Consider the following 12,661-nt stretch of genomic DNA (forward strand, 5'->3'; position numbering starts at 1 on the left):
TATAAAGGACCATTATGGTTCTGAAAAAAGTAAAAAGAAAGTAATAAATCTAATATTTAAAATCTGACATCTAATGTCTAATAACAAAAGAATTTTCGTAGAAAAAAGAGGAATTTTCGATGTTGAAAGTCCAAAAATTTTTGATGAAGTAAAAGCAGTCATTCCGGCGGTCAAAAATGTGAAAGTGTTTAATGTGTATGATATTTTCGGACTGAATGACGGAGAATTCGAAAAGGTGGTCAACAGCACTTTCGTAGATCCGGTGACCGATATTTTACATACAGAAAACCCTGCCGCAAAGATTGGGTTTGCCATGGAGTTTCTTCCCGGCCAGTACGATCAGCGTGCAGATTCTGCGCAGCAGTGTATCGCTCTACTCACGGAGAATGAACAATCTAAAGTAAGAAGCGGAAAACTGATCCAGTTTGAAGGCGTTTCTGAAGCAGATTTAGTAAAAATCAAAGACCTTCTGATCAATAAGGTAGAATCTCAGGAAAAAGATCTTTCGATCCTGAACATTCCTGCAGATGAAGTGCCGTCAAAAGTTTTGATCCACGAAAATTTCATCAGTTTCGATGATGCTGAACTTGAGAATTTTTACAACAATCACGGTTTTGCATTAGGATTGGACGACCTGAAATTTATTCAGGAATACTTTAAAACAGAAAAGAGAAATCCTACTGAAACGGAACTGAAAGTTTTAGATACCTACTGGAGTGACCACTGCCGTCATACCACTTTTGAAACAGAATTGTCAGACATCCAGTTTGAAGGAACATTCAAACAGACACTGGATACTATTTTCAGTGACTATATCGAAAAAAGAAAATTCTTAGGCCGCGAGCTGAAGCCGATCTCTTTAATGGATCTTGCGACAGTTTGTGGTAAATATTTCCATAAAACAGGGAATCTGGAGAACCTTGTCATCTCAGACGAGATCAATGCGTGTACCATCCAGATCGAAGCTGAATACGACGGTAAAAAAGAGCCGTGGTATTTATTATTCAAAAATGAAACCCATAATCACCCTACAGAAATTGAACCTTTCGGAGGGGCTTCAACCTGTTTGGGAGGAGCCATCAGAGATCCTTTGTCCGGAAGATCATTTGTATTCCAGGCAATGAGATTAACGGGTGCTGCCGATGTTTTAGAACCGGTTGATAAAACGTTACCGGGAAAACTACCTCAGAAAACCATTACGAAACAGGCTGCCAACGGATATTCATCTTACGGAAACCAGATCGGTTTAGCCACTACTATGGTTTCTGAAATCTATGACGAAGGCTACAAAGCCAAAAGAATGGAAGTAGGATTCGTTACCGGAGCTGTTCCTGTAGATTGGGTAAGACGCGATAAACCTGAAAATGGTGATTCTATCATTATTTTAGGAGGGGCAACAGGCCGTGACGGAGTAGGTGGAGCGAGCGGAAGTTCAAAGGTGCAGGATGAAAACAGTATCCACACCATGTCTACTGAAGTTCAGAAAGGAAACGCCGTTGAAGAGCGTAAAATCCAGAGACTGTTCAGAAATCCTGAAGTCACGAAGCTGATCAAAAAATCAAACGACTTCGGAGCAGGAGGTGTTTCTGTAGCTATCGGCGAGATTGCTGATTCCTTAGAAGTGAATCTTGATGTTTTACCTTTGAAATATGAAGGATTGAACGGAACCGAGCTTGCTATTTCTGAATCTCAGGAAAGAATGGCCGTTGTCGTGGATCCTCAGGATAAAGAAAAGTTCATCAAATTCTGTGAAGACGAAAATATTGTTGCCGTAGAAGTGGCAAAAGTGACTGATTCAGGTAGAATGCAGATGTTCTGGAAAGGCGATAAAATCGTTGACCTTTCAAGAGAATTCTTAGATACCAACGGATGTTCCAAAACTCAGGAGGTGAAAATTACCCACCTTGGGGAAGTAAAAGAAGAAACACCTGCTTTTACAAAAGAGAACTTCATGACCATATTAAGCGACAAAAATGTAGCTTCCCAAAAAGGACTGTTGGAAATGTTCGACTCTTCTGTAGGCGGAACTACGGTTGCGATGCCGCTTGGAGGAAAATACCAGCAGACACTAATGGAAGGAAGTGCTCAGACACTGCCGGTTTTAGGAGCAAAAGATATCGAAACCGTTTCTTTTGCAAGCTGGGGATTTGATACCGCGATTTCAAAGCAAAATTCACTCTTGGGAGCTTCTTATGCAGTCGTGGAAAGCGTTGCTAAGATCGCTGCCATGGGAGGTGACTACAAAAATATCAGATTAACGTTCCAGGAATATTTCGAAAAACTTGGGCAGAATCCTGAGAAATGGGGGAAACCTTTAGCTTCCCTTCTGGGAGCTTACGATGCTCAGATCAACCTTGGTCTTGCAGCGATCGGAGGAAAAGACTCAATGAGCGGTACGTATCAGGATCTGAATGTTCCACCGACATTGATTTCATTTGCCTGTGCTAATGGTGAGAAGAAAAACGTTATTTCACCGGAATTAAAGAACGCCGGAAATAAGTTATATTTCTTTAATCATGTTCCTCAGGAAAATGGACTTCCTAACTATGAAAGCTTAAAAGAAATCTTCGGATTTATTTTTGACAATATAAAGGCTGGGAAAATTGTTTCTGTGAAAACCGTTAAAGAAGGCGGTGCTGCAGTAGCTTTAGCGAAAATGAGCTTTGGAAACAGATTGGGAGCAGAGATCACCATTGAGGAGAATGCTTTATTGGCTAAAAATATCGGTAGCTTAATCATTGAATCAAAAGAAGAGTTGAGCAATACTTCTCTTCAACATATTGGTGAAGTAAAAGATTCAGGTATTTTAAAAATCAATAATCTTGAATCTCAAATCTCAGAGCTTGAATCTGCCTACACGGGAACATTTGAAAACCTTTTCCCAACACAGGAAAAAGAAAAATTAACGGTTGAAATCGATGAGAAATCAAACTCTATCAACCCAAGAAATATCATCATTAAAAAACACGGAATTGCTCAGCCGAAAGTATTTGCTCCTGTATTCCCGGGCACAAACTGCGAGTACGAAACCCTGAATGCATTCCATAAAGAAGGAGCTGTCATCAGCAGTCTTCCATTGAAAAACATCAGTCACCAGTTATTGGATGAAAGTATTGATGCTTGGGTAGAAGAGATCAGAACCTCTCAGATTCTTGCCTTCTCAGGAGGTTTCTCAGCTGGTGATGAGCCGGATGGTTCAGCGAAATTCATCGTTAACGTTCTTAAAAACGAAAAGATGAGAAATGCTGTTCATGAACTATTGGACAGAGATGGAATGATCATCGGAATCTGTAATGGTTTCCAGGCTTTGGTTAAATCCGGTCTGTTACCTTACGGAAGAATTAAAGATCTGGATGAAAACTCTCCGACATTGGCTCACAATGCCATCAGAAGACATATCTCACAGATGGTGAATGTAAAAGTGATCAATGACGAAAGCCCTTGGTTAAAAGGAATGAAGGATCAGGTATTCACCATTCCAATCTCTCACGGTGAAGGACGTTTCATGGCTTCAGAAGAAGAAATCAAGAAACTATACGAAAACGGACAGATTGCCACTCAGTACATCGATCTTGATGGAAACATTGCCCACGGAATGCCATTCAACCCAAATAATTCATTATTCGGAATTGAAGGGGTTACCAGCCCTTGCGGAAAGATTTACGGAAGAATGGGACACCCGGAGCGTTTTGCAGAAGGCCTCATGAAAAACATACCGACCGCGAATTACCACAACATATTCAAAAACGGAGTAGAATACTTCAAATAAAATAGCAATGACCGCCACTGAATGGCGGTCATTTTTTATATCAGAATTCTGGTGAACGAGTGGATGTTACGCTGCATAATCGAATCAATGTCAATTGATTCTGCAGTATTGGAATGAAAACTTTGCGTTAAATCCTTAATGTATGATTGATAAAAATGTGAATTTTTATTGGATCAATTTCAAAACATGAAAACATGCTTTTTTAAAACATTAAGACATTAAGATCTTAAAAGATGGGGGGTGCTTAAATAACTTAAAAAAATCAATTTATTGATTTCTTCATTCATAACAATAAGCATATTGCTTAAATTCTTAATGTTTAAGATTTAGAAATAAACTAAAGTTCATTGAAATTAAGAAAATTAAGATCAATTTTTATTGGATAACTAAGTCGAAAAAAAGTCTTTTTTTATATTTACGGAATAAAATCTTACAAGAACGATGTTGAACGCAGACCAAAATAAAAAAATTATCATCGATGGCGGGCACTTCTCGGACCTAGCCAGATTTTATGATGAAGCTTCTTTAGTATTCATGAAAGATGCAGACTGGAAAGTAGGTACACTCGATGGCTTCGATGATATCCTGTACGGCGGTTTCGGAGTATTTGAAAACAAAGATCAAGTAGAGATCAAATGGAAAGCATCCCAGAAATCAAGAGAAGATCTCGGTCTGGAAGCAACCCGAATGTTTTACGAAAACAAAATTAGACAGGGAAAACCTTATAACATAGAACTCATTCAGCAAAAACTGGATGAATTACTCTCTGGAAAAGGCCAGACATTATTTGAAATTTTAATAGAAATTATAGAATCACACAAAAATATTACCCTAATTTTGGATTAATTTTTGAGTGATTAAAGGAATAATAACCCAAAGAGTCACGAAGTGACGATTTAGCAAAAGATAGGATGAAGTCCTATTAGAGAATGAAAAAAATGATTTACGGGCTGTTCTTCGGCGACAGCATTACTTATGGAGAATACGACGGAGTATTTGGCGGATGGGTAGATATTCTGAAAAGATACGCCCTCCAGCAGTTTCATGAAGGTAAAAATGAACTGATTCTTTTTAATCTTGGAATAGGCGGTGAAACCACAGAAGGCTTACTGAAAAGAATACCTCACGAACTGGCTGCCAGAAATTCCGCAGAAGGAAATATTATTTTTATCGGTTATGGAGCCAATGATCTTGCTGTAAAGGATGGGAGTCAGATGGTATCTCCTGAACAGTTCAGGGATAATATCGAAACAGCAGTTCAGCATGCGAAACAGTATTCAAGTGATATTTATCTTGTCAGCATTCTTCCGTTTTCCGAAAAAGTAGATGGAGTAGAGTCTGCAACCGGGAAATTACGCATCAACGGAGACGTTTTAATATACAATCAGATTCTTAAAGATACAGTTGCTAAAAATGCTTTACATTATATTGATTTCTATGCTGCGTTGGCAGAAGATATAGAAATTCTGCTTTCTGCAGACGGAGTTCATCCTAATGAAAAAGGTTACGGCATAATGGCTGAAACGGCAATACCAATCATTGAAAAATATTTATAATGGTGCATTTATTTTCTTACGGAACCCTGCAGAAAGAGCAGGTGCAACTTGAAACATTTGGAAGACTTTTGGAAGGAGAAAAAGATATTCTGACAGGTTATACAATGAAAATGGTAGAAATTACCGACCCCGAAGTGTTACGCAAAAGCAATCAGAAATACCATCCGATCCTGGAACTTTCCGGAGACAGCAGTGATGAAGTGGAAGGAATGCTTTTCGAAGTAACGGAAGAAGAGATTCTTCGGGCAGATGAATATGAAGTGGACGATTACAAGAGGATTGAAACGGTTTTCAAATCGGGGAAGAAAGGGTTTATTTATGTAGCAAAATAATTACTCTCCCACGGATTTTTAAAACGATTTTTATCAATATCAACGGGCTTTAGCATGCTTTTTATTTCAATGTATCAAATTAATTCCCGCAGTAATATTTTTTTCTCCCGCAGATTTGTCAGATGATACAGATTTTTAGAATACAAAAATATTCAATAGAGATGAGCTTCAGCCCATTCAACATTTAATTATTAATCAAATGACAATGTTTAATTTTAATCCCTAATCCCTAATCCCTAATCCCTAATCCCTAATCCCTAATCCCTAATCCCTAATCCCTAAATATATTTCCAGTACACAAAGATCCCGACAATAACCGCTGCAATAGCCATCAATACAACAGCTCCGGCAGCAATATCTTTGATAAAGCCAATCCTTTTGTCAAAATCAGGCTGGATGATGTCACATATCCTTTCTATGGCGGTATTGAAAATTTCGGCACTTAAAACAGCTAAGGAAGCTATCAGAATGAGTACCGTATCTGTGGCCGAAAGTTTAAAATAAAAAATCAAAAAAAGATTAATGAAAAAGGCGGCGAGTTCGATCTGGAAATTCCTTTCCGTTTTTATCATTAGAAAAATACCGCGGAAAGCGTTGACGAAACTTCTGTGAACAGGCGGTTTTTTCATGGATTCTTTTTCACAAATATAGTATTTGTATTTTGATGAAAGGGGAAGGTCGAATCTCTGTTTTCAAAATTATCAGACCCTTATCACAAAAAAGAGGCAGTTTCTGGAATCTTCCGTTTAAAAATTAAATCCGGGCTTAATGTCAAGTCTGAAAACCAATTAATGATATTTGTGAAAAACTCCCTGTGATTATTTTTTTCATTATAGTTTCTATTTATTATATTTGTAGAAACTTATTTTTAAATCTATGAAATTTATTATTTCAAGTGGTGAACTGCAGAAAGCATTGCAAACTGTAAGTGGCGTAATATCAAGCTCTCAATCGAGACCGATTTTAGAAAACTATCTTTTTGAATTAGACGGAAATAACGTTACCATTACAGCTTCTGATGGCGAGACTACTCTTGTTACTTCTTTGGAGGTAAAGTCTGACGATTCGGGTAAATTTGCCGTTCCTGCTAAAATTTTTCAGGATTTTATCAAGACTTATGGTGAACAGCCTTTGACGTTTGTTGTGAAAGACAATGCAGAAGGAACCGGGAGCCAGCTTGAGATTTTAGATGAAAAAGACAATTTCGCAGTAGCATTGGATAATGCAGATGATTATCCTGAACTTCCGGAATTTGATGCTTCTCAGAGTGTAGCGATGCCTGCCGGAGTTTTATCTGAAGCATTGACGAACACGCTTTTTGCAACCAGTAATGACTCTCTTCGTCCTGTAATGACAGGCGTATTGTTCCAGTTTGGTGAGAACGAAACCAATTTTGTTTCTACCGATTCTCACAGATTGGTTGTATATAAAAGAACAGACCTGATGAATGCCGAACCCATGGAGTTCATCATGCCTAAAAAACCTTTGAACATTTTCAAAAATATACTGGCAAGCTCAAACGAAGACGTTAAGATCGACTTCAATGAGAATATGGCTAAATTTACTTTTGGAAAACACATCTGGATCTGCAGACTGATAGACGGGAAATATCCTAACTATACAGCTGTAATCCCGAAAGAAAATCCAAACGTACTGACGATCAACAGAAACCTTCTTTTAGGAGCGATCAAAAGAGCATCCATCATGTCTAATAAATCTACCAACCAGGTAAGATTTAAACTGTCTGCCAATATTCTTCACCTTCACGCAGAAGATACGGAATATGCAAACAAAGCAGATATGCAGATCCCTTGCGACTATAACGGAGAAGATATCAATATCGGTTTCAGCTCTAAGTTCTTAACGGAAATGCTTACGATTTTAGGTTCTGATGATATCACCATGAAAATGTCTCAACCGAATAGACCGGGGATCATCGAACCTCTTGATGGTCTTGAAGAAAGCGAAAACATCCTGATGTTATCAATGCCGGTAATCGGATTGTAATATCAATTATACATACAATTAAAAGAGACTGGGGAATCCAGTCTCTTTTTTAATGGGCCTGAATTTAATGAAAAGAATATTAAATGACATACTTTACAAGTTTCGTCCATGATTGTAAAGACCAATCATGACATAATCGTAACAAATAGTTTTAATTTCTGTAAAAAAACTACGCTAAATTCACTAAACCATAGAGTGGAAAAAAATTAAAACTTATTCTCTTAAAGTGAGCTCTAAATTTCGCCGTTTCTCAAAAAAACACGACATTTGTAGCTCGGAAAATTTTAATGGATTTTCAAAAAAAGAAAAGGTTTTTTAACCTTGGAAACGTATAAAAATGATCAGATTAAAGGCTAAAAACCGAGGTGTGATCAATTAAAAATAGATTGAGCAAATGAAAATATCAAACAACTGGCTGAAAGACTTTATCAAAACGGAACTGAAAACTGAAAGAATCGGAGAATTCCTTACAGATATAGGTCTTGAAGTAGAGGGGATAGAAAAATTTGAAAGTGTAAGAGGCAGCCTGGAAGGTATTGTTGTAGGAAAAGTATTGACCTGCGAAAAACATCCGAATGCAGACAAGTTAAAGAAAACAACAGTTGACGTAGGAAACGGAAAAATATTGAATATTGTTTGCGGTGCTCCGAACGTAGAAGCAGGACAGACTGTACCTGTAGCTGTAGTGGGAACTAAAATCTATGACAAAACCGGAAACTTTTTTGAGATCAAAGAAGCAAAGATCAGAAGCGAGGTTTCTCAGGGAATGATTTGTGCGGAAGACGAACTTGGCCTTAGCGAAGATCACGGAGGAATCATGGTGCTGGATGAAACCAAATATGAAGTAGGGAAAAACTTTGCAGATTATTTTGAACTGGCTAATGATGAAGTGATCGAAATCGGTTTGACGCCGAACAGAACAGATGCGATGTCACATTATGGTGTGGCGAGAGATCTTCACGCATTTCTTTCTACCAACCAGCAGAAATCAACGTTTGAAAAAGTTTCTTCTGAAGCTCTGAATAACGAAGGTTCTCATAATTTCACGCTGGAAGTTGAAAACGCTGAACTGTGTCCAAGATACATCGGAGCAGTGATTGAAGACGTAAAAGTAGCAGAATCTCCGGCCTGGTTAAAAGACAGATTAAAAGCGATTGGTTTAAACCCGATCAACAATATTGTAGATATTACCAATTATATCCTTCACGGATACGGACAGCCCCTTCATGCATTTGATGCAGACAAGATCACAGGAAGTAAAGTGAAAGTGGGAACGGTAAAAGAAGGAACAAAATTCACGACTTTAGACGGCGTTGAAAGAACTTTAAATGGTTCTGAGGTGATGATCAAAGACGGAAAAGATAATCCGATGTGTATTGCCGGAGTTTTCGGTGGTGCCAATTCAGGGGTTTCTGATGAAACGAAAACCATCTTCCTTGAAAGTGCTTACTTCAACCCGGTTGCCGTAAGAAAAGGAGCTAAATTTCATGGTTTAAATACAGACGCTTCTTTCAGATTCGAAAGAGGAGTAGACCCGAATATTACCAGAACAGCAATCACTCACGCGATCAAAATGATCCAGGAAATTGCTGATGGAAAATTAGTGGGAGATCTGTTGGAGGAATATCCAAAGAAAATCGAGGACAATTATGTGATCATCAGATTCTCAAAAATTGAACAGATTTTAGGAACAAAGATCCACAGAGAAAAAGTAAAGGAGATCTTAAAAGCTTTGGAAATCCAGGTTTTAAACGAGATCCAGAACGGACTTGAAATTTCAGTGCCGGCTTACAGAGCTGATGTAACCAGAGAAATTGATGTAATTGAAGAAATCTTAAGAATCTACGGATACAACAAGATCGATGCTCCACAGAAAATTTCGTTTACACCGGTTAAGCTGAGCGCCAATGATCAGGACGAGCTGGAAAACAACTGGGCAAGAACTTTACAGAGCATTGGATTCAATGAAGTGATGAACAACTCACTGACTTCTGTAAAAGATGAAACCGATGCTGTAAAATTACTGAATCCGTTAAGTGGTGATCTTGCATTCATGAGAAAATCTTTATTGGAAGGTCTTCTTCAAAATGCGGTGTACAACATCAACAGAAAGAATCAGGATATCAAGTTCTTCGAATTCGGGAAAATTTACCACAAAAAAGATAAATACGAGGAAAGAAAACAACTAGCAATCCTTGTGACAGGAAGAGATGTTGCGGAAAACTGGTTACAACCTAAATCTGCAGTAAGTTTCTATAACCTTAAAGCTTATGTAAAAGTTTTATTGGAAAGACTGGCTGTTAGTTATAAAGAAGTGGCTTTAACTGACGATAGATTCTCTGATTCATTAGCTTATGAAGCAGACGGAAAAACGCTAGTAAGAATAGGGAAAGTATCTCCTGCAATGCTGAAAGATTTTGACATCGATCAGGAATGTTTCTACGCAGAAATCGAACTTGAATTAGCACAGGAATTACGTTCTAAAAACGAACTTAAGTTTAAAGATATTCCTAAATTCAACAAAATCAGAAGAGACCTTGCCTTGTTGATCGATAAAAACGTAAACTATCAGGATCTTTATGAAACGGCGAAAAAGAATAAGTCTCCTTTCATTAAAGGGATCAACCTATTCGACGTATATGAAGGGAAAAACCTTCCAGAAGGGAAAAAGTCTTATGCCATGAGTTTTGAGCTTCTGAATGAAGAGAAAACATTGGAAGAGAAAGAAATTTCCGAAGTGATGGATTCTCTGATCAAAGCTTTCCAGAAAGAATACAACGCAGAATTAAGATCTTAATTCAGATAGAAAATATATCATTAAAACGGGCTTTAGCCCGTTTTTTTGTTTCTTTTTCGCGCAGATTAATCAGATCAGGCAGATTGAGAATATTAATTTCATTATATAATTTTCTACGTAAGAGAATCTGCTTCATCAGCAAGATCCGCGCGAGAAAATAATATTCCCATAATCATTCAATAGGAGCGGGCTTTAGCCCAAATTAAAGAACTGTTTTTTTGTTTCTCGCAGATCACACAGATTTCGCAGATCATAGTTCCGGTTAATAATTCCATAGCTTCTATACGAAAAAAATCTGCTTTCATCAGCCAAATCCGCGCGAAACTAAAAATCCGATGATAGATATTCAATAGAAACGGGCTTTAGCCCGTTTTAAAATAGCCACCCCAATCAATCGGCTTTAGCCAAAACATAAAATACAACCTATTCTATTAGAAAAATATCAGTAAAATTAATTAGAAAATAGAACTCTTAAAAAGTAATAAAATCCCCCGCGTCCCGTTTAAATAATATAATTTCCTTAAATTTGAGTAATTCAAAAAGAAAAAAATGAAAAATCTTTTTTTAAGTATAGGTGCGGCTGCTATTCTGGCGTCGTGCGGTACCATGTCCAGCGCTTCTGCATCTAAAGTAGGAAAGGCACAGCCTTCATTGGCGAATACAAAATGGACATTGGCAGATAACGTGAAAGGTAAGGTTCCGACCCTGAATATTGAAGGGGAAAAGATCAATGGAAACGGAGGGTGCAACAACTATTTCGGAACTGCTAAAATAGACCCTTCTACCGGTGATTTCTCTGCAGGACAGATGGGATCTACCAAAATGATGTGTAACAATATGAGCGTTGAGCAAAACTTTATGGATATGGTAGGGAAGGCTAATAAATATGTGATTTCCGGAACTACACTGGAACTGTATAAAGATAATCTTCTGCTGTTAAAATTCAACAAGTCGGAATAAAATAAAAAAGGAACTCAATTTGAGTTCCTTTTTTTATGTTTAGGTCGTTATTATTCTTCCTCTTCTTCGTCGTACTTAGCCAACTCTTCATCACACCATTTGAATGCAGCTTCTACTACTTTTGTAGCCTCGTCTGCCATAGTTTCTTCATCGTCACCTTCCAAATCATCTAGCCACTCAACTTCTTCTTCCTCAACGTTTAAGATGAATCTTGGATATTCTGTGTGAACTACGAATAAATCTTCAGGAAATTCCGAATTGTCTGCTAATAAAAACTTTGGTAATTTCATTTTTTAAATATTTTAACTTTAATCAAAGATAAATAAAATTATTGACTTAAAATTATTTCAAAAACATTTTTGAAACTTTTTCAGCTTTTTTACTTTCTGAATAATCATAGAAACCTTCACCGGACTTTACCCCCAGTTTTCCTGCCATCACCATGTTCACAAGAAGTGGGTTCGGGGCATATTTAGGATTCTTGAAACCGTCATACATCACGTTAAGAATCGCAAGACAGATATCAAGACCGATAAAATCTGCCAGCTGAAGAGGTCCCATCGGATGCGCCATTCCAAGCTTCATTACCGTGTCAATTTCTTCTACACCAGCCACTCCGTTGTAAAGCGTCTCAATAGATTCATTAATCATTGGCATAAGAATTCTGTTCGCTACGAAACCAGGATAATCGTTCACTTCTACAGGAACTTTTCCTAAGGTCTTACTCATGTTATAAATCGCATCGAAAGTCTCTTTAGACGTAGAATATCCTTTGATGATTTCTACCAGTTTCATGATAGGAACAGGGTTCATAAAATGCATTCCGATCACTTTGTCAGCTCTTTTGGTAGCCGCTGCGATTTTCGTGATGGAAATAGAAGAGGTATTGGTCGCCAGAATACAGTTGGCAGGTGCCAGTTCATCCATTTGTCCGAAGATCTTCAGTTTCAGATCCTGATTTTCAGTAGCTGCTTCTACAATAAGGTCTGCATTTCCGGCAGCATCTTGAAGGGCTGTAAAAGTGGTAATGTTTCCTAATGTTTCAGCTTTTTGCTCTTCAGTAAGGTTTCCCTTTGCAATGATTCTGTCAAGGTTCGTTGTAATTGTCTTCAGTCCTCTGTCCAGGGCATCCTGAGATACATCTACCAGATTTACTTTGAATCCGCTTTGTGCAAAAGTGTGCGCAATACCATTCCCCATGGTTCCAGCTCCAATAACTACAATGTTTTTGATCATTTTT

The 12,661-nt window shown here is 37.8% G+C and carries 10 protein-coding genes; 7 read left to right on the forward strand and 3 right to left on the reverse strand.

Translation table 11 applies throughout. From position 1 onward, the window contains the following. The first annotated feature begins 73 nt into the window (after window positions 1–73). The 4 genes from IW22_RS05920 to IW22_RS05935 all read left to right on the forward strand — a co-directional run bounded on the left by IW22_RS05920 (window position 74) and on the right by IW22_RS05935 (window position 5,657). A complete protein-coding gene (locus IW22_RS05920; protein WP_034724994.1) occupies window positions 74–3,769 on the forward strand; it encodes a phosphoribosylformylglycinamidine synthase in 3,696 nt (1,231 codons plus the stop codon). Between the two features lie 441 nt (window positions 3,770–4,210). Further along, a complete protein-coding gene (locus IW22_RS05925) occupies window positions 4,211–4,615 on the forward strand; it encodes a ribonuclease inhibitor (RefSeq protein WP_034724996.1) in 405 nt (134 codons plus the stop codon). An 83-nt stretch (window positions 4,616–4,698) separates the two neighbouring features. Continuing rightward, a complete protein-coding gene (locus IW22_RS05930; RefSeq protein WP_081873896.1) occupies window positions 4,699–5,325 on the forward strand; it encodes an SGNH/GDSL hydrolase family protein in 627 nt (208 codons plus the stop codon). After that, entirely contained in the window at window positions 5,325–5,657 is a 333-nt protein-coding gene (locus IW22_RS05935) for a gamma-glutamylcyclotransferase family protein (RefSeq protein WP_034724998.1), read from the forward strand. The genes IW22_RS05930 and IW22_RS05935 overlap by 1 nt, the downstream gene beginning before the upstream one ends. Before the next feature lie 278 nt (window positions 5,658–5,935). On the opposite strand, the gene IW22_RS05940 is transcribed toward IW22_RS05935, so the two are convergent. Next, a complete protein-coding gene (locus IW22_RS05940) occupies window positions 5,936–6,286 on the reverse strand; it encodes a diacylglycerol kinase family protein (protein WP_034725001.1) in 351 nt (116 codons plus the stop codon). A gap of 247 nt (window positions 6,287–6,533) precedes the next feature. On the opposite strand from IW22_RS05940, the gene dnaN reads away from it, so the two are divergent. The 3 genes from dnaN to IW22_RS05955 all read left to right on the forward strand — a co-directional run bounded on the left by dnaN (window position 6,534) and on the right by IW22_RS05955 (window position 11,421). After that, window positions 6,534–7,664, forward strand: a complete 1,131-nt coding sequence (dnaN, locus tag IW22_RS05945; RefSeq protein WP_034725003.1) for a DNA polymerase III subunit beta — start codon at window positions 6,534–6,536, stop codon at window positions 7,662–7,664. 394 nt (window positions 7,665–8,058) lie between these two features. After that, complete coding sequence (gene pheT / locus IW22_RS05950) at window positions 8,059–10,461, forward strand: phenylalanine--tRNA ligase subunit beta (protein ID WP_034725004.1); 2,403 nt, start codon at window positions 8,059–8,061, stop codon at window positions 10,459–10,461. A 549-nt stretch (window positions 10,462–11,010) separates the two neighbouring features. Next, complete coding sequence (locus IW22_RS05955) at window positions 11,011–11,421, forward strand: META domain-containing protein (RefSeq protein ID WP_034725005.1); 411 nt, start codon at window positions 11,011–11,013, stop codon at window positions 11,419–11,421. A 50-nt stretch (window positions 11,422–11,471) separates the two neighbouring features. Here IW22_RS05955 and IW22_RS05960 read toward each other — a convergent pair whose 3' ends face one another. Together IW22_RS05960 and IW22_RS05965 are read right to left on the reverse strand one after the other, a co-directional pair. Then, window positions 11,472–11,711 carry a hypothetical protein gene (locus IW22_RS05960; RefSeq protein WP_007845674.1) on the reverse strand — a complete coding sequence of 80 codons (240 nt, stop codon included), beginning with the start codon at window positions 11,709–11,711 and terminating at the stop codon, window positions 11,472–11,474. 52 nt (window positions 11,712–11,763) lie between these two features. After that, on the reverse strand, window positions 11,764–12,654 hold the full coding sequence (locus IW22_RS05965) for a 3-hydroxybutyryl-CoA dehydrogenase (protein ID WP_185113575.1): 891 nt from the start codon (window positions 12,652–12,654) through the stop codon (window positions 11,764–11,766). Window positions 12,655–12,661 lie beyond the last annotated feature (7 nt).

Source organism: Chryseobacterium sp. JM1 (genome assembly GCF_000737715.1).
Lineage (GTDB): Bacteria > Bacteroidota > Bacteroidia > Flavobacteriales > Weeksellaceae > Chryseobacterium.